Source organism: Glycomyces luteolus, assembly GCF_027622875.1.
Taxonomy (GTDB): domain Bacteria; phylum Actinomycetota; class Actinomycetes; order Mycobacteriales; family Micromonosporaceae; genus Glycomyces; species Glycomyces luteolus.
In genome coordinates this window covers 20,341-41,396 of record NZ_JAPZVP010000025.1, presented here as the reverse complement: position 1 = coordinate 41,396, position 21,056 = coordinate 20,341, and the positions used below count along the sequence as shown (strand labels likewise).

Genomic DNA, 21,056 nt, shown 5'->3' with positions numbered 1-21,056 from the left:
ACACGCCGGATTGATTGGAAGGAGCGCCGTGGACGGCGTTTTGCTGCCGGCCGTGGGCCGAATCGTCACTCCCGACGGGATCGTCAACGGGACCCTGATCGTCGACGGCGACCGGTTCGAGGGGGTTCTCGAGCGCGAGGGCGAGCCGACAGGCTGGGTCCTGCCCGGTTTCGTGGACGTCCACTGCCACGGCGGCGGGGGTTTCTCGCTGGCGAACGGCGACCCGGAGTCGGCGCGGGGGGCCGCGGCGTTCCATGCGTCGCGCGGGACGACGACGCTGGTCGCCTCGCTGGTGTCGTCCACGCACGGGTTCCTGCTCGATGCGACGCGGGCGCTCAAGCCGCTGGTCGCGGACGGGACGCTCGCCGGGGTCCACTACGAGGGGCCTTATATCTCCGCGGCGAAGTGCGGGGCGCACCGCGTTGAGGTGCTGCGCGATCCGGACCTCTCGGAGCTGACGGAGCTCATTGAAGCGGGCAGCGGCGCGGTGAAGATGGTGACGATCGCGCCTGAGCTGAACGGCGCTCTGGAGGCCATCGAGTTCCTGGACCAGCGCGGGGTCGTGCCCGCGATCGGGCACACGAACGCGAGTTACGAGCAGACCGCGGCGGGAATCGACGCGGGCGCGCAGGCCGCGACGCACCTGTTCAACGCGATGCGGGCGTTCAATCACCGCGAGCCGGGCCCGATCCCGGCGCTGCTGGACGATGAGCGGATCTTCTCCGAGATCGTCGCCGACCCGGTCCACCTGCACCCGGGCACGATGCGGTTCGCGTTCGACACGTCGCTGCCGGCGTGGACGCTGCTGGTCTCCGACGCGATGGACGCGGCGGGACTCGACGACGGCCGCTACATGCTGGGCCGCCACGCGGTCGAGGTGGCCGACGGCGTCGCGACGGTGGCGGGGACCGACATCATCGCGGGATCGACGATCACGCTGCTGGACGCGTTCCGCAACACGGTGCGCCTGGCCGGGCAGTCGGTGGAGGCCGCGTCGCAGATGGCCTCCGCGACGCCCGCGGAGCTGCTGGGCCTGGGCGATGTCGGGGCGATCGAGACGGGGAAGTACGCCGACGCGGTGGTCCTCGACGACGACCTGAACCTGGTCTCGGTGATGCGCCGCGGGGCTTGGCTGCAGGTCTGAGCGGTATGCGAACGGGCCGGGCGCGGAGGCGCCCGGCCCGTTCTCGCCGTCGCGGCTAGAGCATCGTCGCCGCGTCGTACTGCATCCCGCCGCTCGCGCCGATGAGGACGTAGATCAGGCAGAACGTGAAGAACGAGACGATGCCGAGCACCAGGCCGGTGACGGCGAACGGCTTGTTCGTGGCGATCCCCTTGTTCGCGCGGGCCCAGCCGACCGCGCCGAAGACGACCGCGAGGACGCCCAGTGGCCACGTGAAGGTGTTGATCACCGGAACGAACGACAGCGCGATCGCGATGATGCCGCAGACCAGGGCCGCGGTGCCGAGGCCGTTGCGCGGTTCCTGGCCGCGCAGCGGGCCGTCGCCGTTGTAGGCCGGGGGCGGCGGTGGCGGCGGCGGGACCGCACCGCCCGCGTAAGGGCTGTAGCCGCCGCCGGCGGGCGGCGGTGCGCCAGGGCCCGCGCCGGGCGGCGGGGGAGCGGGCGGGATGCCGCCGAACGGCTTGTCGTCGGGGGCTCGCGGGGTCTCGCCGGGCGTCTCGCCGTGCGTCGGGTGCGGTACGTTCTCCGGCTGCGCGCCCGGCGGGGTCCAGCCCGGCTCGGGTCCGGAGGCGGCCGGGCCGGGCTCGTTGCCGGAGAACGGGTGCCCGCCCTCTTCGGTCTCGTCCTTGCGTTCCGGTTCGGGCGGTTCGGGTTCGGGTGGCCCCGGGGTCGGCGGGTACGTCGTCATGGCGGCCTCCTCGGCTCTGTTCGGGCGCTCGGCCCCGATGTCCCGCAAGGTAGACCAGATACCGCTCGCCGCGTGGGGATTCGGGGGAACCGGCGGGCCCGGTGCCCGGTCGGCCGCCCATTCGAGAACTCCGTTCGGATTTTTTGCGCCTAGGGGTTTACTACCCGTCAGTAGACGAGTAGAAATGAGTTACGGATCCGGAAGGACTTCCCGGGGACATGGTCTCCGCAGATCGGAAGGATTCGGGCACCGCCGCCGAGCACCCACGTGCGACCTGAGCCGTCGGGAGGCACAGCGGGACCAGCCACCTAGGGGCCAGTCACCGCTATTAAAGACTTCACGCTTGGTAACTCGGTCGGAAGTGCAGTGAGTTGCGAGCGGCCCAGTCGAGGCATCAACCGACTGGGCCGTGTCGTTGTCCGCAGCCCGGTTCGCAGCGCCCCGCAACGGCTGTGGCCGAACTGACTGGGAATGTCGGGACGAGGCTGCAAGAATGGCCTCGATGACCACGATCGAACCCGGCTGGTACCCGGACCCCGCCGACCCGGCCACCCAACGCTACTGGGACGGCGGCGCCTGGATCGGCAAGCCCGTCCCCGCCGACGCCGAACCCCCCGCCGATCCCGAGCCGCTCGATCCCGAACCGCAACCGCTCCCCGCCCCGCGACCGGACGCCTCCACACCGGACCCCGCCTTCGAGACCCTCCCGGCCGACCGCCGCTACGGCGACGGCCCGCCGCCCCGCGTCATCCAGCGCACCCCCGGCGCCGTGCAGCCGCCCGACACCGTCCCGATCCGCTCCCTCGGCGTCACCGTCGGCTGGATCACCCGCCACGACATCCACCGTATCCTCGGCGGCCGCGTCCTCGCCCACCCCGGCCAGCGCTTCGTCGCCCGGATAGTCGACGTGCTGTGCATGCTGGCGCTCAACGCGGTCGTCAACGGCTACTTCATCTACCAGATGCTGCAGACGTTCTGGCCGTACTTCCTCGAGGCCGTGGCCTCCCCGAACGCCGGGGACGTCCCCGTGCCCTCGCGCCTCTCCGACCAGCTGTGGGTCGTGCTGCTCATCGCGCTGGGGCTGTGGTTCGCCTACGAGGTCCCGGCGACGCTCAACACCGGTCAGACGATCGGCAAGCGGCTCATGGGGATCAAGGTCGTCTCGCTCGCGCCCGTGAACCTCGGCTGGGGGCGGCTGCTGCTGCGCTGGTCGTACTTCGCGCTGCCGCTCATCTGCTTCCCGTTCGGCGCGGTGCTGTGGATCCTCGACGGGATATGGTGCATCCGAGACCAACCCTTCCGCCAATGCCTCCACGACAAATCCCCTGGCACCGCCGTCGTCGATGTGAGCGGCGAGAAGGCCGACCCTGAGAAGGAGCCCTCACGATGAGCGATCCTCTGCGTGAAGACCTCGAGTCCATCCCCCGCTATGTTCCCGGCAAGGCGATCCCGAATGCCGTGAAGCTCTCCAGCAACGAAGTGCCCTACGGCCCGCTTCCCGGTGTGGTGGAAGCGATCTCGGTTGCGGCCGAGAACGTGCACCGCTACCCCGACCTCGGCGTCGTCGAACTGCGGGGCGTCCTGTCCGAGCGGCTCGGGCTGCCCGCCGAGCGGATCGTGACCGGCACCGGCTCGGTCGCCCTCATCGGGCACCTGATGCAGGCGATCGCGAAGCCCGGCAGCGAGGTCGTCTACTCGTGGCGCTCCTTCGAGGCCTACCCGATCGCCGCCACCGTGGCCGGGCTGAAGAGCATCCAGGTGCCGAACACGCCCGACCACCGCCACGACATCGACGCGATGCTCGCGGCCGTCGGCCCGGCCACCCGCGCCATCGTGATCTGCAGCCCCAACAACCCGACCGGCCCGGCCGTCACCGGCGAAGAGCTCGACCGGGTCTTCGCCTCGGTCCCCGAGGGCGTGCTCGTCGTGATCGACGAGGCCTACCGCGAGTTCGTCACCGACCCGGCCTGCCCGGACGCGATCGAACGCTACGCCGACAGGCCGAACGCCGTGGTCTTCCGGACCTTCTCGAAGGCCTGGGGCCTCGCCGGGCTCCGCGTGGGCTACATGGTGGCCCGGGCCGAAGTGGCCGACGCGGTGAGCCGGTGCGTGATCCCGTTCGCGGTCAACGCGGCCGCGCAGCGGGCGGCGCTCGCGGCGCTCGAGGCCGAAGGCGAGATGCGGCGCCGGGTCGCCCTGGTGACCTCGGAGCGCAAGCGCACGGTGATGGCCGCAAGGGAACTGGTGCCGGACGTGCCGGACTCGCAGGCGAACTTCTTCTGGCTGCCGCTGGGCGACAGGGCCGTCGCGTTCGCGGCGCACTGCGAAGGACGCGGGATCCTGGTGCGGCCCTTCGGAGGCGACGGCGTGCGCGTCACCATCGGGCTGCCGGAGGAGAACGACGCCCTGCTCGACGCACTGCGGGCGTTCATCGACGCCGCTTAGGCCGGACAGCGAGTGAACGCGGCACCGAGACCGGTGCCGCGTTCTTCATGTTCGGGAGGGAGTCCGGGCGCCCCACCGGCGCCCGGCTCGGCTACTTGGCCGCGCCGCGCTCGTTCTCGCTGCAGAAGGCCTCGTACATCTCGGAGAGGGTCTGCTTCTGCCTCGAGGTGAGCTCGCGGTCGGTGGCGATGGCCAGCGGGGTGGCGGAGCCGTTCTCGGGGGCGAGGTTGGCCCGCAGGTACATGATCGGGGTGGCCACCCGGAGCGCCAGCGCCAGCTGCCGCAGGACCGCGCCACTGGGGCGGCGCACGCCGCGCTCGCCCTGGAGGTAGGGGTTGGAGACCCCGGCGGAGTCGGAGAGCTCGCGGAACGAGACGTGGGCGCGTTTGCGCACGTCCCGGACGAATGAGCTGAAGTCGCGATCTGTCACCCGCGTCACCCTACGCGCCTTCGACCGGGACCGCCACCCACCCCTGCCTGGCTCTCCCGTCATTTGGTACCACCGGCTGACAGCGGCCTCACCCGATCAGACGATACGAATCGGACTCGGGGAAGGGTTGCGTCTCAACCGCTCGCCGTCGCTGGAACCCAGCCGATACCATCGGAGGACGACGCGGCTATTCAAGGGAGCGTCACGGTCCGGATGGCGTCTGACGAGGAGGAGAACCGGTGAGCGTTCTGCAACGCTTGGAGAAACAACTGGAGGGCCTGTTCGAAGGCACCTTCAACAAGATGTTCAAGGGCGTTGTGCACCCGGTCGAGATCGCCAGCGCCATGCAGCGCGAGGCGGAGACCCACAAGGCGGTCCTCGCCGGCGGGCGCGTGCTGGTGCCGAACCGCTACGTCATCGACCTCTCCCCGCCCGACCACGACCGCCTCGCCCCGTACGCGGCGGCGCTGGCGCAGGAGCTGGCCCAGTCCCAGGCCGAGTTCATCGGCGAGAACGGCTGGACGGTCTACGGCGACGTCATCGTCGAGATCGAGCGCGGTGAAGGCCTCGACACCGGCATGTTCCGCGTGACCGCCGAGGTCGCGGCCCTCAACGAGGGTGTGGACCAGCCGGTCTCCGGCGGCGGCTACGGCCCCGCCCAGCAGCAGGCCCCGACCGGCCCGGTGCTGGTGACCGCGGACGGCCGCCAGTTCACGGTGGCCCACGGCGCCACGATCATCGGCCGCGGCGAGCAGGCCCAGATCCGCCTCCCCGACGTCGGCATCTCGCGTCGCCATGTGCGCGTTGACTTCGACGGCCGCCAGGTCTCGGTCACCGACCTCGGCTCGACCAACGGCACCCTGGTCAACGGCCAGCGGATCGCCACCGTGAGCATGCAGCCCGGGGATGTCATCCAGATCGGCACCACTTCCCTTACGCTGCAAGCGGGTTAGCGCCCGCGAACGCGTGACGCCCCGGTCCCTCGGGCCGGGGCTTCGCACTATCCGGCGCAGGTGTCCCCGATGGCGCTGGGCCCCATGCCCGTAGCGGTGGGATGACCGGCTGGGCTCGGCGGCTCGCCTCTGCGGCCGCGCCACGGTGGGCTACCGTGTCTGGGACCGATCGTTCATTCGCTGGGAGCGCCGAATGCCTGAGATAGTCCAGACCGTCGCCCGGTTCGGGTTCCTCGTGCTGCTGTGGCTGTTCGTGTTCGCCGCCGCCCGGACGATCACCCGCGACCTGCTCGCCCAGCGGCGCCCCGCGACTGCCGGCCCCGCGGGCCCCGTCTCGGCTCCGCCCGCCCCGGGCGGCCGCGGCGGCCGACCGCAGGCCCCGCAGGCGGCGCAGTGGCTGGTCGTGACCACCGGCGAGCTCCAGGGCCGCCGGTTCGTGCTCTCCGGGCAGCCCATCTCGATCGGCCGCGCCCCCGACTCCACGATCGTCATCCGCGACGACTTCGCCTCCAACCGGCACGCGCGCGTGCGCCCGCAGGACGGCCAGTGGGTGGTCGAGGACCTGGGCTCCACGAACGGCACCTACCTGGGGCGCGCTAGAGTCACTGCACCCACGCCGGTCCCGCTCGGAGTGCCCATCCGGATCGGGCGTTCCTCCTTCGAGCTGCGCCCCTAGCAGCCCGCGGAACGAGAGACGGCGATGTCGACATCGAACAGCGGGCGTGCCCGCGCTACGGCGGTTGATTCATGAGTTTGCACCTGCGATACGCGGCCATCTCCGACCGCGGGGTGGTGAGGCAAGGCAACCAGGACTCGGTGTTCGCCGGGCCCCACTTCATCGCCGTGGCCGACGGCATGGGCGGCATGGCCGCCGGTGACCTCGCCTCGGCCATCGTCATCAACACCGTCGCCCGGCTGGACGTGCCCCCGCCCGCCGACTCGGTCGTCGACGAGCTCGCCGACGCCGTCGCCGACGCGAACCGGGCCATCCGCCGCCAGGTCGCCGACGACCCGCAGAAGGAGGGCATGGGCACCACGCTCACCGCCCTGTGGTTCGACGGCGAGTGGTTCAACCTGGTGCACATCGGCGACTCCCGCGCCTACCGGCTGCGCGAGGGCGGCTTCGAGCAGATCACCGTCGACGACACGTACGTGCAGATGCTCGTCGACGAAGGCCGCATCACCGCCGAGGAGGCCGAGCGGCACCCGCAGCGCTCCCTGCTGCTGCGCGCGCTCGGCGCGGCCGAGGTCGAGCCCGCGTTCCAGACCATCAAGGGCGTCCCGGGCGACCGCCTGGTCCTGTGCTCGGACGGCCTCTCGGGGCCCGTCTCCGACGCCGACATCGCCCGCACCCTCCAGAACGCCGCGTCCCCGCAGGAAGCGGCCGAGACCCTGGTGCAGCAGGCGCTGGACGCCGGGGCGCCCGACAACGTGACGGTGCTCGTCGCCGACGTCGTCGCCGAGCACCCGGGGGAGCAGCGCCAGCTCATCGGCGGCGCCGCCGCCGACGCGCGCCTGGCCGAATCCGACACGGCCGTGCTGCGAGCGGTCAAAGAGGCCGACGAAGCGGCGGAAGGGGACGGCGATTCCGACACGACCGACCTCCAGCCGAAGGCCCGCAAGAAGGGCCGGGTGTGGCGCACGATCCTGGCCTGCCTCATCGTGCTCACCCTCATCGCCGGGGGCGGCGTGTGGTGGGCGCGCACGCAGTACTTCATCGGCGTCTCAGAGGCGGGCACCATCAGCCTCTTCCGAGGCCTCCCTTTTGAGGTGGCGGGGTACCGGCTGGCGTGGCTCGACACGGACACCGGCCGTCCCGCCGAGGACGCCGTGGACTCGGTCGAGTCCGACCTTGAGAACGGGATCACCGTCGACGGCGGCACCGCCGCCGAGGACGAGCTGAGCGCCCTGGTCGACCCGGACGCCGGGAACGAGAGCCTCGACCCGCTGTGCGCCACCGCGGAAGGCGGGGCGGAGACGGCTCCGGCGGCCGCAAAGGACTGTCGCGACGACTGAGCGTGGCCGATATAGGCTCGCTACGCATTCCGTATTGAGACGCAAGGGGAACTGATGGCCCAGCCGATGTCGGCGACCGCCCGGCCGGCGGGACCGTCCGAGCCGCCGCTCACCCCGTTGACGGGCATGCCGAAGCGGGTCTTCCGCGAGATCGTCATGCTCGTCATGGGCGGCGTCGCGGTGTTCCTGCTCCAGCTCACCATCGACGTGGCGCTCACCGAGACCACCACCTCGGTCACCTACGTGCTGCCGCTGCTGATCTTCATCGTCTCGATGTGCGCGTGGACCTCCGTCAAGATCCTCGCCCCGTACGCCGACCCGCTGTTCGTGCCCATCGCCGCGTTCCTCACCGGCATCGGCATCGTCTACATCCGGCGCATCGACCGCACCGCCATGACCGACGACCCGCTCCCCCCCGACGCGGGAGTCTTCGCCGGTCAGGGCGGCCGCCAGCTCATGTACTACATGGCCGGGGTCGTGCTGCTGACCGTGCTCCTGGCCGTGGTGCGCAACCACCGGGTGCTGCGCGGGTACGCGTACATCCTGCTGTTCGCGGGCATCTTCCTCGCGGCGATCCCGGGCTTCCTGCCCGCGTCGATCTCGTCCTCGGGCGGGTCCAAGAACTGGATCCGCTTCGGCAGCTTCTCGGTGCAGCCCAGCGAGTTCGCGAAGCTGATGCTGCTGATCTTCTTCGCCGTGTACCTGGTGCGCAAGCGGGACATGCTCTCGGTGGCGGGCAAGAAGATCCTGGGCCTGCAGCTGCCGCGCATGAAGGACCTCGGCCCGATCGTCATCGTCTGGGCCGCCAGCCTCGTCATCCTGGTCATGGAACGCGACCTCGGCACCTCGCTGCTGCTGTTCAGCATCTTCCTCTCGATGCTGTACATGGCGACGCGCCGCGCCTCGTGGATCGTCATCGGCCTCACCATGTTCGTGGGCGGCTGCGTCGCCATCTACCCCTTCTTCAGCCACCTCCAAGTGCGCGTGGCGATCTGGCTCGACCCGTGGAAGTACGAGTACGTCTACAGCGACGGATCGACCCCCTCCTCGTGGCAGCTCGTGCAGGGCCTGGTCGCCATGAACTCGGGCGGGCTCATCGGCAACGGGCCCGGCTCGGGCAACCCGAACATGATCCCGGCGTCCGAATCGGACTTCATCCTCGCGGCGATCGGCGAGGAGGTCGGCCTCGTCGGCCTCATCGGCATCCTGCTGCTGTACGCGATCCTCGTCCAGCGCGGCTTCAAGACCGGCATCATGTCGCGCGACCTGTTCGGCTCGCTCATGGCCGGGGGCCTGGCGTTCCTGGTGGCCTTCCAGCTGTTCGTGGTGCTCGGCGGTGTCACCGGGCTCATCCCGATGACCGGCCAGACCACGGCGTTCCTCGCCGCGGGCGGCTCCTCGCTCGTCGGCTCGTGGCTGCTGATCGGGCTGCTCGTCCGCGTCTCCGACGACGCCCGCAAACCCTGGCAGGCCTCGTTCGGCCTGCAGAAGACCGAGGCCCCGCCGGAGTTCCTCGCCGAGCAGGCCGCCAAGCGCGCGGCCGAGCAGGCCGCGCTCGCCGGGGTCATGGACTCCGGCCCGATCCCCGGCGGCGACCAGCCGACCGAGCTCATCATCCCCGGGCACCTCCAGGGCGGCGGTCCGACGAAGGGCACCATGGAGGAGGACGTGCTCAGCCCGCCCCCGGGCGGCCCGGTCTCCGGCCCGCCGATGTCCCCTCCCGTGTCGCCGCCGCAGGGCGGCGGGCAGACCGGGGGCCCGACCGGCCAGCCCGGCAACCCGACCGCCCGCGGCCCCCAGCAGCCGCCGCAGACGCCGCCGCCGCCACCGCCCGGCTCCGCGTACGGCGCTCCGCCCGCGCCGCCTCCCGGCAACCCGACCCGCCCGGGCCCGCAGACGCCGCCGCCTCCGCCGAGCTCGGCGTTCGACTACCGCCCGCAGCCCCCCCAGGGCTACGACGACAGAAGGAAGGAGGGCGGCGAATGAATCCGGCCCTGCGCCGCATGGGCGTCATCGCGCTGATCCTGCTGGGCGCCCTCATCGTCCAGGCCACCTGGGTGACGTTCTTCCACCACGACGACTACGAGGGCCTGGCCAACGCCCGCACCCTCATCGCCGAGTACGAGGTCCCGCGCGGCCAGATCCTGGCCGGGGACACGGTGATCGCCGAGTCGATCCCCACCGACGGCGGCTCCTACGGCTACCAGCGGAACTACCCCGAAGGCGACTACTTCGGCAACATCACCGGCTTCAAGTCGATCAACTACGGCGCGTCCAATCTTGAGGCCACCGAGAACGCGCTGCTCAACGGCACGAGCTCGCTCCTGGCCTTCGACGACTTCTGGGCGACCCTCCTCAAGGAGAACAAGCCCGGCGGCAACGTGGTCACCACCCTCGACCCGGACCTGCAGAAGGCCGCGTACGACGCGCTCGCCGACACCGGCGTCGAGGGCGGCGCGGTCGTGATCGACCCGCGGACCGGCCGCATCCTCGCCCAGGCCTCCTTCCCGGGCTGGAACCCGACCGAGGTCTCCTCCAACAACGGCGAGACCGCCGAGGACGCGAAGATCGCGCTCGACGAGTCCGGCGACATGCTCGACCTCACCCGCCAGGAGTTCTTCCCGCCGGGCTCGACGTTCAAGACCATCGTGGCCGCCGCGTACATCGAGAACGGCGGCAAGGCCGACGACATGGTCCCGGCCGGGAACGGCTACACCGCGCCGGACACGAACCACGAGATCACGAACTCCTCGGACCAGTGCCCCAACGAGGAGTACACGCTCGAGGACGCCTACCGGCTCTCCTGCAACACCACGTTCGCGAAGCTGTGCGTCGAAGAGCTGACCACCGAGCAGATCACCGAGATGACCGAGGCGTTCGGCTTCGGCGAGGCCTACGAGACCCCGCTGTCGACCGTGGCGTCGAAGACCGGCGACATCTCCGAAGACGCCTTCCGCGCCCAGGCCTGCATCGGCCAGCAGGAGGTCGCCGAGACCGTGCTGCAGAACGCGCTCATCGCCGCGACCGTCGCGAACGGCGGCGACCGGATGGCCCCGCAGATCGTCTCGGAGCTCACCGACTCCGAGGGCAACACCGTCCAGAAGTTCGCGGAGGACAACCTCGGCCGGTCGATCGACCTCGACACCGCCCAGGAGCTCCAGATTCTCATGGAGGCTGTGGTCGAGAACGGGACCGGCGACGCCGCGCAGATCGAGGGGTACACCGTCGGCGGCAAGACCGGCACCGCCCAGCACTCCGACTCCAGCGACAACCCCGAGCCCGACCACGGCTGGTTCCACGGCTGGGCCATGGACAAGGACGGCGAGCCCGCCGTCGCAGTCTGCGTGTTCCTCGACTCCTACGGCAAGGGGGCCTCGGCGAAGGCCGCCGAGATCTCCGGCGACCTCATGCAGCAGGTCCTCGAAGGCGGCGGTGAATGAGGCGCCCGGGGTGACTACCGTTCGGTAACTATTGCGGCAAAGACACAGTTTCCTCACGATCCCCTGAGGCGGCAACCCAACGGCGCACCCGAACGTGGATCCTCGGGGAGGTCGCGGCCGGGTGTCGCGCGGCAGCGCCGCCGCCCGACGAACCTGGAGCTGGGCGGCCTGACAGTAGACTGAAGCGCCGAGCGCCGATCCCCCGGAGCTGATACTCCCAAAGAAATGAGGAGACGCCGTGTTGAGCCCTGAAATGCTCCTCGGGCAACGCTATCGCCTGCGCGAACGCATTGCCGTGGGCGGCATGGGCGAGGTCTGGCGGGCCGAGGACACCGTGCTCGAACGCACCGTGGCCGTGAAGGCGATGCTCCCCGCGCTCCTGAGCGAGCCCGGTTTCGCCAAGCGCTTCATCGCCGAGGCCAAGACCGTGGCCGCCCTCACCCACCCCCACATCGTCAACGTGCACGACTTCGGCAACGCCGACCTGCCCAGCGGCGAGACCACCGCCTACCTGGTGATGGAGTTCATCGAGGGCAAGTCCCTCGCCGATCTCATCGCCGAACGCGGCCGCATCGACGCCCGCGAGCTGATGCCGATCATCGCCGCCACCGCCGAAGCGCTCCAGCAGGCCCACGAGCGCGGCATCATCCACCGCGACATCAAGCCGGGCAACATCCTGGTGCGCGACAGGGACGGCCAGGCCGTGCTCACCGACTTCGGCATCGCCCGCTCGGGCGCGTCAGGGGACCTCACCGCCACCGGCTCGGTCATGGGCACCGCCTCTTACATCGCCCCTGAGCAGGCCGAAGGCACCGGCGTCCTGCCCGCCTCGGACATGTACTCGCTCGGCGTCGTGGCCTTCCACGGCCTCACCGGACACCGCCCGTTCCAGGCCGAGAACCCGATCGAGCTCGCGCTCCACCACGTGCGCACCCCGCCCCCGCCGCTGCCGCCCGACATCCCGCCGGGTGTGCGCGCCTTCGTCGAGCGCTCCCTGGTCAAGAACCCGCACCAGCGCTTCTCCAGCGCCACCGAGATGGCCGCGCTCGCGCGCGTCGCGGTCGACGCCAACCCGATGTCGACCTCGGTCATGCCGCCGGTCGGGCAGCTCCCGCGCCGCGCGGGCGTCGTGAGCATGGGCGGGCCCCCCGCGAGCGTCGCCGATCCGATGACCGCCGCCCCGCAGTCGCCGCAGGGCCCGATGCAGCACGGCGGCCAGGTCCCGCCGGGCTCCACGCCTCCGGGCATCAACCTGGGAGCCGCGACGCCCCCGCCGGCGTCCAAGCCGAAGCGGCAGCTGATGGTGGTGGTCGCCGTCGCTGCGGCACTCGTCCTGGTGGGCGGTATCGTGCTGATGCTGCTGAACGGTATCGGCAGCCCCGGAACCGGCGACGGGGGTGAGGACCACAGCCCGACAGTGTCCGAGCAGAGCGCCGACTCCGACGAGGACGACCAGTCTGACGACGCCACGACGCCTGAGGATGCGACCGCTTCGAACGGCATGGAAATGCCCTCGGTGGGTGACCGTACCTGCAACCAGCTAGCGGAGAACTGTGACGGATAGCGGGCTTTCGGGCCTGCCGCAGCGATTAGAATCAAGCCGCGATGAACGGAACACGAGGACGTAAAACGCGATGACGACAGAGCCCCGCCTGCTAGGCGGCAGATACGAGATCGGCGAGGTCGTCGGCTACGGGGGGATGGCTGAAGTCCACCGTGGCCGGGACCTGCGACTCGGCCGCGATGTGGCGGTGAAGCTGCTGCGGGCCGACCTCTCTCGCGACGAGTCCTTCCTCATCCGGTTCCAGCGCGAGGCCCAGAACTCCGCGTCGCTCAACCACCCGAACATCGTCGCGGTCTTCGACACCGGCGAGGACGCCGGCATCCCGTACATGGTGATGGAGTTCGTCAACGGCCGGACCCTCAAAGAGGTCCTGCTCGCCGAGGGCCGCTTCGACCCGGCGACGGCCTGCGAGGTCGTAGCCGACATGTGCTCGGCCCTGGACTTCAGCCACAAGCACCACATCATCCACCGGGACGTGAAGCCCGGCAACGTGATGCTCTCGGACACCAACCAGGTCAAGGTCATGGACTTCGGCATCGCCCGGGCCCTGGCCAGCGGCCAGGCGACCATGACCCAGACCAGCGCCGTCATCGGCACCGCGCAGTACCTCTCGCCCGAGCAGGCGCGCGGCGAGACCGTCGACGCCCGCTCGGACGTGTACGCGGTCGGCTGCGTCCTCTACGAACTGCTCGTGGGGCACCCGCCGTTCACCGGCGACAACCCCGTCTCCGTCGCCTACCAGCACGTGCGGGAGGAGGCCCGGCCGCCTTCGGAGCTCAACCCGAACGTGCCCGACTCCGTCGACGCCGTGATCATGAAGGCCCTCGCGAAGAACCCCGAGAACCGGTACCACTCGGCCGGGGAGATGCGCGAGGACCTGATCCGCGCCGCGCGCGGGCAGGCCGTCATGGCCCCCGCCGTGATGAGCGCGGGCGACCGGACCCAGATGCTCGCCGGCCCCGACTCGACCGCCCCGATCACGCCGATCGCGACCTCGTCGAGCAAGCGCCGCCCGTGGCTGGTCGCCCTGGGGGTGATCCTCGCGCTCGTCGCGGTCACGGCCGCGTCGTGGGGGATCATGCAGATGCTCGAGACGTCGGCGATGGTGGAGGTACCGAACGTCGTCGGGCAGGAACGTGCGGTGGCGGAGGAGACACTCACCGATAAGGGCTTCGAGGTGAAGTTCACCGAGGTGGCCGCGACCGATCCGAACGACACGAACATCGACCACGTCACCGGCCAGGACCCGAAACCGAAGACCGAGGTCGACGAGGGCGAGACGATCACGCTCACCGTGATGGTCGCGCCCGAGAACGTCAAGGTCGAGAACGTCGTGGACGAGCAGTTCGAAGAGGCGAAGGCGAGCCTCGAAGCCCAGGGCCTGAAGGTCGTCAAGAAGGAAGAGGAGAGCACCGCGCCGTCCGGCCAGGTGCTGTCCCAGGACCCCGAGGCCGGGACCGAAGTCCCGCCGACTACCGAGGTCACGCTGGTGGTGTCGGCGGGCGGCCAGACCAAGGTGCCCGACGTGTTCGGCATGACCGTCGAGCGGGCGACCACCACGCTGAACGACGCCGGATTCGAGGTGGCGGTCGAGTACGGCGTCCAGGCGGGCACTTCGACGGGCGTCGTCTTCAAGCAGGATCCGGGCCAGGGCTCGACCGAGTCCGACGGCACCACGGTGACCATCACCGCCCAGGGCGTGGTGATCACCTGGGACGCCGCGACCACCCCTGCTCAGCTCCAGACGACCCTGCAGGGCCTCGGGCTCACCGTCACGATCGAGGGCGACTCGACCGCTGAGACCATCGAGGCGGTCACCAACGAGGACGGGCAGATCACCAGCGGCATGGCCGTCGCGCCCGAATCTTCGGTCACCATCACCGCCGCCGCTGGAGACGGAGGCGGAGGCGGCGACGACGAGACCTCCGAGTCCCCGTCGGAGACCTGCGGCGCACTGGACCCGCCGCCCTGCAACGAGAACAACTAGCAGGCAGTACAAGCGAAGGGGGCCCGGACGCGACAGCGTCCGGGCCCTCGGCCATTGCTGGGCACTCCCCGCAGTCACGAGTCGTCTCGATTTCGATGGACTGGAAGTGGCGAAGGTGGGCAAAGAGGCAAGTTCACGCTTCCACTTGCAGCGGGAAGCACGCCGTGTCTTGCGGGCCGGGCGGGGACTCTGTTCGGCTGTGGGGTCTGATTCGTGTGGGGTTCAGGCGGGCAGCGACAAAGAGGTGGCGGGCCGGGCGGGGACCCGATTCGGCAGCGAGGTCCGTTCCGTGCGAGGTTCAGGCGGGTAGAAGTTGCCCCGGACCCCGGACCACCGCTTCGCCCCGGGGTCGAGATCGCGTTGTTGGGCGTGACGTGGTGTTCACACAAACCCAGTACTTGCCGTGGTTTCCTCGCTGCCGTAAGACCTTCGGTTCTGCTCAGTACCGGTCGACGTCCGAGCGAGACTCAAGGCTCTGGCTGGACGACGATACCGCCGAGGCGCCCCATCAAGTGGGCAAGAAGCCTTCAGTTGTCGACGCGCTCTCTTCGATGGTAGGTGGCGTCATTGTCGGGGAGTTGGGTGTGCTGCCTGAGGGCGTGCCGTGCTGCGTTGCGGTGATCGCCAGTCTGGGTTTGGCCGCCATGATGGCTTTCTGGGTGGAGTTGAACAGGCTCGTGACTCCGGCTGGTGCGGGGCCGCTTGAGCTGTTGGGGCGGTTGGACCCTGATGGGGTCTCGCTGCCTCCGCCGCTGCCGCCTCCGGGCGTTCGTCGGAAGAGTCCGGTGGCGGCGATGAGGGCGGCGAAGAGGATCAGTCGGCGCATGGTGGGGTGGGTCCTTGTCCGTCTTGGGGGTTGGCGGTGGCGGAGCGCGCTGGCCTATTCGGCGAGGAGGGCTTGGAGGCTGGTGAAGCTGGCGACGAGGGCGGAGCCGACGTTGAAGGCGAGGCTGGTGATGGCGAAGATCCGCCCGCCGGCTTCGGCAGCGCAGATCGGGATGCCGATCCCGGCGCTGGCGGCGATGATCGCGAGCCAGATCGGGGTCTTGAAGAAGATCCAGGTCAGCAGCTCGGCGATGAGGTCGCGGACGAGTTCGTAGGCGAGCTGCACGATGGTCGCCGCGCCGTTGGTCGCTGCGGCCATCGCGTCGAACATGAACCCGGTGGAGTCGATGGCGTTGATGTAGGCGGTGTGGAGCATCCGGTAGGACTCGGCGGCTTGGCCTTCCCACTCTGCGGTCGCGTCTTCCATGAGCGTCCACAGCTCCCCGGCCATCGTGTGCGACTCGACGGCCATGTTCGTCCAGCTTCGATATAGCTTTCGAGGACTTCGACATTGAGTGGGGTGAGTTGGGAGGCCAGGTCGTATTTCTCGTCCAGGAGCGGTTCCATCCACGAGGTCAGCAGGCCGAAGGCCCCTTCAGCGGAGGTGGTGGACTGCGCGGCCTGGGCGAGCGCGGCGAACCGGTCGCGGAAGGACGCGAGGCGGTCGGCGTAGGCGCGCAGCGCTTCAGGGTCGACGTCGTAGCCGCCGAAGCCGCCCCGGGTGAGGTGGACACTCTCGTAGGTGTAGGCGCCTTCGTCGCTCACGGCCGGGCCTCCTCGTCGCTGTCGAGGCCCAGGCGCTTGTCGATGCCGTCCAAGACCGCCTTGCCCGCCTCGGAGTCCGAGCCGATGGTGTCGGCGACAACCTCGCGGGTCCGCCCCGCCAGCAGACCTTTCGCGGCATCGACGGCGGCGAGGATCGCCAGAGACGAGTCTGCGGGGTGCAGGGACTGGACTTTCGCCGACAGGCGCAGGTCGATCAGGGCGCCCGACACGTCCTCATCCTCGGTGAGCCAGGTCGAGGTGTGGCCGGGAGGCCAGAGACGGGCCGAACCCCTTCCCCGCCCTGTCGTCGCTGATTGGTTGAGCCGCAGGCACCGCCGCACCGGGAAGCCGCAGCAGCTCGCAGAGCCTGCGCGAACCTTGTCATCGCTGCCCGCCTGAACCGCAACCGAAGCGAACCGCAATGCCGGACAGGCGAACCGACCCGATGCGGCCCTCCAGCTGCTACGGCTCGGGACCCAGCTGGTATTTCACCTTTACCCGCAATTAGGTGAAGTGCGCCCGGCATTACGCGGGCCCTGGCCGAAAGGCCAGGGCCCGCTTTTCAATCTCGCCGCGCTGACCCGCCTCGGTCGTGCGCGGCTACGGGCCGGGGCCGAAGTCCCGGTCCGAGCTTCTGTTCCCCCTTGGGGGAGAGCGCGGCTCCCCGGGCGCGAGCAGATCGCCCGGGGAGCGGGACCGCGGCCCGAAAGGCCGGCCGGGGGGAACCGGCCGCAGGCCCGTCCGTTGTGGATCCGATCAGCCCTAGACGGGTTCGATGCCGCCATCGAGGAGGCGGACCATGATCGGGTTGTCGAAGTAGACGTCGTTGAGCGCGTACGAGCCCGGGTCGACCTTCTTCACGCGGACGCCCTCGATGCCGTAGCTGACGCGCTGGTTCAGGAACAGCGGCAGGCGCGGCAGGGTCTCGTTGAACACGATGCCGAGCGTCTTGTTCGCGGCGGCCTGCTCCTCCTCGGTGCCCTGCTGGGCCTTGAGGTACACGTCGTTGACGTTCACCTTGCCCAGGGTGGGCGAGTCGACCTCGTCGGTCGGGACGCCCATGCCCGCGGCGTCGGCGGTGCCGGCGTTGTCGGTGAACCAGGCCATCTGCCACGAGCCGTAGGCGTAAGGCACGAACGGGTTCGCCCACTGGCGCACCGCGATGTCGAAGTCGCCCGCGCCCCAGATGCCCCACGGATTGTCCCCGGGCACGTTCTCGTATGACGCGGCGATGCCGAACTCCTTGAGCTGGGCCGCGGCCTGCTCCCCCGAGAGCGTGAAGTCGGTCCAGCCCTCGACACCGATGATCGTGTACTCGGCCAGGTCGCCCGCCGGGGTGTGCCAGCCGTCCGACTCCTTCTTCCACCCGGCCTCTTCGAGCAGCGCGGTCGCCTTGGCGTGGTCGGGCGTGAAGTACTCCAGCTCGACGTCGTCGAACAGGCCCTCCACGTGCGGGTCGGGCAGGCCCGAGTAGGTCGACGGGATGTAATAGCCGCCGTTGCCCTTGGCGATCTCGCCGATGGACTCGCCGTCGAAGACGTACATGAACGCCCTGCGCACCCGCGCGTCCGCGAACTCGGGGAACCGGCCCTGGTTGAGCATCAGGCCGATGCCGTCGAAGCCCGGCGTCGACAGCTCCTTGAGCCCCTCGACCCCGGCGATGGCCTGGCGGTCCGTCGCTCCCAGCACCTGAGTGCAGTAGTCGATCTCCTTCGAGAGCAACATCTGCACCGCGGCGGCGTTGTCGCCGTTCTGGATCTCGACCTTCGAGAACCTCACCTTGTCGGCGAACAGCCCGTCAGGGTGCACCTTGAAGGAGATGACGGTGTCGCCGATCTGGTCGAACTGGTAGGCGCCGCTCGTGATCGGGCCCTCGTCCTTGAAGTCGACGGCCGCGATCTTCTCGGCCAGCGCCGACTGCTCCGGGCTGCCCTGGATCGCCCCGGCCTCGACCAGGCCCTGTGCCTCGTCCATCCACTCGCCGTAGCGGGCGTGCGGCAGGATCTGCGCCTTCAGCGCGCCGTGCTCGACACCGGGGAACGCCGCCGAGTACGTGACGGTGACCGTGGTGTCGTCGTCGGCCGTCGCCGAGAGCAGCTGGTCCCAGCCGACGGTGCCCTGCGGGGCGCTGAGCTTCTGCAGGTAGATGGTGCCAACGACGTCCTTCGCGGTGACGGCGTTGCCGTCGGTCCACTTGACGCCCGCGCGCAGCTTGATCGTGAGGGTCTTGTCGACCAGCTCGACCGACTCGGCCAGCTGCGGGATCCACTCCAGGGTCTCCCAGTCGAGGATCGCCGGGCGGGGGAGGAACAGCTCCGCGACCGGCGCGGGGACCAGCAGGGCGAGGTTGTTGATCGCCGCGTTGTGGTGCTGGGTCGTGATGTCGAACGGGTAGACGTAGGTGAAGGTGCCGCTGGCGCCTTCACCTTCCGATCCTTCGGCCTGGCAGGCGCCGAGGACGCCCGCGGTCGCAACGGCGCCGGCGCCGAGGCCGACCGCCTGCATGAGGTTGCGTCGGCTGAGCTCGAATCGCTGAGAGGTCATCGCCGTTTCCTTTCATTCAATGTAAGAGGCAGTGATGGTGGTGAGGTTGAACAAGGGGAGCCGAGGTCAGATGGCTGATTCGGGTTCTGGGCGCCGCAAGCCGGGTACGGCGTCGAAGGTGAGCGTCCGGTCGTCGGCGGCGGCCGGCGCGCGGTCGCGGGCGACCACGTGGCAGGCCACGTTCCTTCGCGACGCGAGCTGCAGGAGCGGCCGCTCGCCGTCGCACACGCCCGGCTCGAAGGCCGGGCACCGCGGGTGGAAGGCGCACCCGGCGGGCAGGTCGTGCAGGCTCGGGATCTCCGCCGAGCGGAGCTGCTCCGCGGAGCGGTTCGCCTTCGCGAGGTCCGGGTCCGGCTCGCACACCGCGCCGATGAGCGCCTTGGTGTAGGGGTGCTGGGGGTTCCCGATGACCTCCGGGGTCGGGCCGTGCTCGACGACCTTCCCCAGGTACATGACCGCGATCTCGCCGTCCCACGCGAAGTACTTCGCGACGGCCAGGTCGTGGGTGATGAACAGGAAGCCGACGTCGAGCTCGTCGCGCAGCCGCCCGAGGGTGTTGAGCAGGCTCACCCGGATCGAGACGTCCAGCATGGACGTCGACTCGTCGCAGATGAGCAGTTTCGGGTCCATCGCCAGCGACCGGGCGACGTTGACGCGCTGGCGCTGGCCGCCCGAGAGCTGGTGCGGGTACGAGTCCAGGTACGACTCGGGGGGCGTGAGGTCCACGAGCCGCAGCAGCTCGGCGGCCTTCGCGCGGGCCTCGGTGCGGCCCTTGACGAGTCCGTGCCGCTTGAGTCCGGCGGTGAGCGTGGAGTAGACGGTGCGGGTCGGGTTGAGCGCGGCGTACGGGTCCTGGTGGATGTACTGGACCGAGCGCCGGTACTCGGTGCGCTCGGCCGCGTTCATCGCGGTCAGGGGCTTGCCGCGGAACTCGACGGCGCCGCTCGTGGGCCGGGTGATCCCGGCGGCCGCGCGGGCGGTCGTGGTCTTGCCGCAGCCGGACTCGCCGACCAGGCACAGGACCTTGCCGGCCTTGATCTCGAGGTCGACGCCGCCGACGGCGGCGACCGGGCCCTTGCGGGTGTCGAAGACCTGCTCCAGGCCCGACAGCTTCAGCAGCGGTGTCTCAGACATCGGCGGTCTCGCTTTCGACGATGCTCGCGGGCCGCTCAGTGCTCGTGCCAGTGCCCTTGCGCTGGAAGCGGACCTGGTCGTGGTGGAGGCACGCGGCCGTGTGGCTCATGCCGAGCGGGCGCTCGGTGAGCAGGTCGAGGTCGATCCGCTCGCGCTTGCACGCGTCGGTGGCGAACGCGCACCGCGGGTGGAAGGCGCAGCCGCTCGGCATGGCCTTGAGGCTCGGCGGGTAGCCGGGGATCGACTCCAGTTGGGGCCGTTCGCCCTTGACGGGCATGACCGCGTTGATGAGCCCGGCCGTGTACGGGTGCTTGGGCTCGTAGAAGATGTCGCGGGCCGAGCCGGTCTCGATGATGCGGCCGGCGTACATGGTGGCGACGCGGTCGGCGAGTTCGGCGGCGAGGCCGAGGTCGTGGGTGATGAAGACCATCGTGAACCCGAACTTCTTCCGCAGCTCGTGGAGCTGCTGCACGATCGAGCGCTGCGTGAGCAGGTCGAGGGCCGTGGTGGGTTCGTCGAGGACGAGCACCTGGGGGTCGAGGGCGATGGCGAGCGCGATGAGGGCGCGCTGCTTCATGCCGCCGGACAGCTCGTGCGGGTAGGACTGGAGCACCCGGTCGGGGTCGAGCCGCACGGTCTCCAGGAGCTCCCCGGCGCGGGCTTCGACGGCGGCCTTCGTCCACTGCTTCTTGCCGTCCGAGTGGTCGCGGAGGGTGTCGGCGAAGTGGTCGATGATCTTGATGACCGGGTTGAAGGCGTTCATGGCGCCTTGGAAGACCATCGCGGCCTCGGCCCAGCGGAAGCGGCGCAGCTGCTCGGGCTTCATCTTGAGCAGGTCCGCTGTGGAGCCGTCCTTCAACCGGTACGTCAGCGAGCCCGAGGTGATCTCGCCCAGGCCGGGCAGCAGGCGCAGCAGGCCCAGCCCGAGGGTGGTCTTGCCGCAGCCGGACTCGCCGACGAGCGCGAGGGACTGTCCTTCGTAGAGGTCCAGGTCGATGCCGCTGACGGCGGTCACCGACTCCTTCCGGCCGGTCCGGTACGCGATGGAGAGGTCGCGGACGCTGAGAATGGGGTCGGTCATG

General features: G+C 69.9%; 18 protein-coding genes. 10 read left to right on the top strand and 8 right to left on the bottom strand.

What is annotated here, in order from left to right; genetic code table 11:
• Positions 1 to 28 precede the first annotated feature (28 nt).
• The gene (nagA, locus tag O1R50_RS23305) at positions 29 to 1,144 is read left to right on the top strand and encodes an N-acetylglucosamine-6-phosphate deacetylase (protein ID WP_270112656.1); all 1,116 of its coding nucleotides are present in this window, start codon (positions 29 to 31) and stop codon (positions 1,142 to 1,144) included.
• A gap of 55 nt (positions 1,145 to 1,199) precedes the next feature.
• Here the strand turns inward: nagA and O1R50_RS23300 are convergent, their stop codons facing one another.
• Positions 1,200 to 1,871, bottom strand: a complete 672-nt coding sequence (locus O1R50_RS23300) for a DUF4190 domain-containing protein (protein ID WP_270112655.1) — start codon at positions 1,869 to 1,871, stop codon at positions 1,200 to 1,202.
• A 502-nt stretch (positions 1,872 to 2,373) separates the two neighbouring features.
• Between O1R50_RS23300 and O1R50_RS23295 the strand changes: the two genes are divergently transcribed.
• Positions 2,374 to 3,261, top strand: coding sequence for an RDD family protein (locus O1R50_RS23295; protein WP_270112654.1), 888 nt, complete (start codon positions 2,374 to 2,376; stop codon positions 3,259 to 3,261).
• Positions 3,258 to 4,316 carry a histidinol-phosphate transaminase gene (gene hisC, locus O1R50_RS23290; RefSeq protein WP_270112653.1) on the top strand — a complete coding sequence of 353 codons (1,059 nt, stop codon included), beginning with the start codon at positions 3,258 to 3,260 and terminating at the stop codon, positions 4,314 to 4,316. Before O1R50_RS23295 ends, hisC begins: the two co-directional genes overlap by 4 nt.
• Before the next feature lie 91 nt (positions 4,317 to 4,407).
• Here the strand turns inward: hisC and O1R50_RS23285 are convergent, their stop codons facing one another.
• Positions 4,408 to 4,746: a helix-turn-helix domain-containing protein gene (locus O1R50_RS23285; protein ID WP_270112652.1), complete on the bottom strand. Its 339-nt coding sequence runs from the start codon at positions 4,744 to 4,746 to the stop codon at positions 4,408 to 4,410.
• A gap of 239 nt (positions 4,747 to 4,985) precedes the next feature.
• Between O1R50_RS23285 and O1R50_RS23280 the strand changes: the two genes are divergently transcribed.
• From O1R50_RS23280 to pknB, 7 genes are all read left to right on the top strand, one after another.
• Positions 4,986 to 5,699: an FhaA domain-containing protein gene (locus tag O1R50_RS23280; protein ID WP_230602397.1), complete on the top strand. Its 714-nt coding sequence runs from the start codon at positions 4,986 to 4,988 to the stop codon at positions 5,697 to 5,699.
• Positions 5,700 to 5,892: 193 nt separating this feature from the next.
• Entirely contained in the window at positions 5,893 to 6,375 is a 483-nt protein-coding gene (locus tag O1R50_RS23275) for an FHA domain-containing protein FhaB/FipA (RefSeq protein ID WP_270112651.1), read from the top strand.
• A 71-nt stretch (positions 6,376 to 6,446) separates the two neighbouring features.
• On the top strand, positions 6,447 to 7,715 hold the full coding sequence (locus O1R50_RS23270) for a PP2C family protein-serine/threonine phosphatase (RefSeq protein WP_270112650.1): 1,269 nt from the start codon (positions 6,447 to 6,449) through the stop codon (positions 7,713 to 7,715).
• A 54-nt stretch (positions 7,716 to 7,769) separates the two neighbouring features.
• Positions 7,770 to 9,701, top strand: coding sequence for an FtsW/RodA/SpoVE family cell cycle protein (locus O1R50_RS23265; protein ID WP_270112649.1), 1,932 nt, complete (start codon positions 7,770 to 7,772; stop codon positions 9,699 to 9,701).
• Positions 9,698 to 11,155 (top strand): penicillin-binding transpeptidase domain-containing protein, encoded by a 1,458-nt coding sequence (locus O1R50_RS23260; RefSeq protein WP_270112648.1) that lies wholly within the window; start codon positions 9,698 to 9,700, stop codon positions 11,153 to 11,155. The genes O1R50_RS23265 and O1R50_RS23260 overlap by 4 nt, the downstream gene beginning before the upstream one ends.
• Positions 11,156 to 11,393: 238 nt before the next feature.
• Positions 11,394 to 12,719, top strand: a complete 1,326-nt coding sequence (locus tag O1R50_RS23255; RefSeq protein ID WP_270112647.1) for a serine/threonine-protein kinase — start codon at positions 11,394 to 11,396, stop codon at positions 12,717 to 12,719.
• A gap of 70 nt (positions 12,720 to 12,789) precedes the next feature.
• Positions 12,790 to 14,706: a Stk1 family PASTA domain-containing Ser/Thr kinase gene (gene pknB, locus O1R50_RS23250; protein WP_270112646.1), complete on the top strand. Its 1,917-nt coding sequence runs from the start codon at positions 12,790 to 12,792 to the stop codon at positions 14,704 to 14,706.
• Between the two features lie 508 nt (positions 14,707 to 15,214).
• Here pknB and O1R50_RS23245 read toward each other — a convergent pair.
• The 6 genes from O1R50_RS23245 to O1R50_RS23220 all read right to left on the bottom strand — a co-directional run bounded on the left by O1R50_RS23245 (position 15,215) and on the right by O1R50_RS23220 (position 21,055).
• Positions 15,215 to 15,532: a hypothetical protein gene (locus tag O1R50_RS23245; protein WP_270112645.1), complete on the bottom strand. Its 318-nt coding sequence runs from the start codon at positions 15,530 to 15,532 to the stop codon at positions 15,215 to 15,217.
• A 54-nt stretch (positions 15,533 to 15,586) separates the two neighbouring features.
• Complete coding sequence (locus tag O1R50_RS23240) at positions 15,587 to 16,003, bottom strand: hypothetical protein (RefSeq protein WP_270112644.1); 417 nt, start codon at positions 16,001 to 16,003, stop codon at positions 15,587 to 15,589.
• A 289-nt stretch (positions 16,004 to 16,292) separates the two neighbouring features.
• Complete coding sequence (locus O1R50_RS23235) at positions 16,293 to 16,526, bottom strand: hypothetical protein (RefSeq protein ID WP_270112643.1); 234 nt, start codon at positions 16,524 to 16,526, stop codon at positions 16,293 to 16,295.
• Positions 16,527 to 17,058: 532 nt separating this feature from the next.
• Positions 17,059 to 18,840: an ABC transporter substrate-binding protein gene (locus O1R50_RS23230; RefSeq protein WP_270112642.1), complete on the bottom strand. Its 1,782-nt coding sequence runs from the start codon at positions 18,838 to 18,840 to the stop codon at positions 17,059 to 17,061.
• A 66-nt stretch (positions 18,841 to 18,906) separates the two neighbouring features.
• Entirely contained in the window at positions 18,907 to 19,974 is a 1,068-nt protein-coding gene (locus O1R50_RS23225; RefSeq protein ID WP_270112641.1) for an ABC transporter ATP-binding protein, read from the bottom strand.
• Complete coding sequence (locus O1R50_RS23220; RefSeq protein WP_270112640.1) at positions 19,967 to 21,055, bottom strand: ABC transporter ATP-binding protein; 1,089 nt, start codon at positions 21,053 to 21,055, stop codon at positions 19,967 to 19,969. Before O1R50_RS23220 ends, O1R50_RS23225 begins: the two co-directional genes overlap by 8 nt.
• Position 21,056: the final 1 nt, after the last annotated feature.

Excerpts from the sequence above, each read along its gene's own strand:
- O1R50_RS23300 (WP_270112655.1), bottom strand. The coding sequence starts at position 1,871 with ATGACGACGTACCCGCCGACCCCGGGGCCACCCGAACCCGAACCGCCC.
- O1R50_RS23295 (WP_270112654.1), top strand. The coding sequence starts at position 2,374 with ATGACCACGATCGAACCCGGCTGGTACCCGGACCCCGCCGACCCGGCC.
- hisC (WP_270112653.1), top strand. The coding sequence starts at position 3,258 with ATGAGCGATCCTCTGCGTGAAGACCTCGAGTCCATCCCCCGCTATGTT.
- O1R50_RS23275 (WP_270112651.1), top strand. The coding sequence starts at position 5,893 with ATGCCTGAGATAGTCCAGACCGTCGCCCGGTTCGGGTTCCTCGTGCTG.
- O1R50_RS23270 (WP_270112650.1), top strand. The coding sequence starts at position 6,447 with ATGAGTTTGCACCTGCGATACGCGGCCATCTCCGACCGCGGGGTGGTG.
- O1R50_RS23265 (WP_270112649.1), top strand. The coding sequence starts at position 7,770 with ATGGCCCAGCCGATGTCGGCGACCGCCCGGCCGGCGGGACCGTCCGAG.
- O1R50_RS23260 (WP_270112648.1), top strand. The coding sequence starts at position 9,698 with ATGAATCCGGCCCTGCGCCGCATGGGCGTCATCGCGCTGATCCTGCTG.
- pknB (WP_270112646.1), top strand. The coding sequence starts at position 12,790 with ATGACGACAGAGCCCCGCCTGCTAGGCGGCAGATACGAGATCGGCGAG.
- O1R50_RS23245 (WP_270112645.1), bottom strand. The coding sequence starts at position 15,532 with ATGCGCCGACTGATCCTCTTCGCCGCCCTCATCGCCGCCACCGGACTC.
- O1R50_RS23240 (WP_270112644.1), bottom strand. The coding sequence starts at position 16,003 with ATGGCCGTCGAGTCGCACACGATGGCCGGGGAGCTGTGGACGCTCATG.
- O1R50_RS23230 (WP_270112642.1), bottom strand. The coding sequence starts at position 18,840 with ATGACCTCTCAGCGATTCGAGCTCAGCCGACGCAACCTCATGCAGGCG.
- O1R50_RS23225 (WP_270112641.1), bottom strand. The coding sequence starts at position 19,974 with ATGTCTGAGACACCGCTGCTGAAGCTGTCGGGCCTGGAGCAGGTCTTC.
- O1R50_RS23220 (WP_270112640.1), bottom strand. The coding sequence starts at position 21,055 with ATGACCGACCCCATTCTCAGCGTCCGCGACCTCTCCATCGCGTACCGG.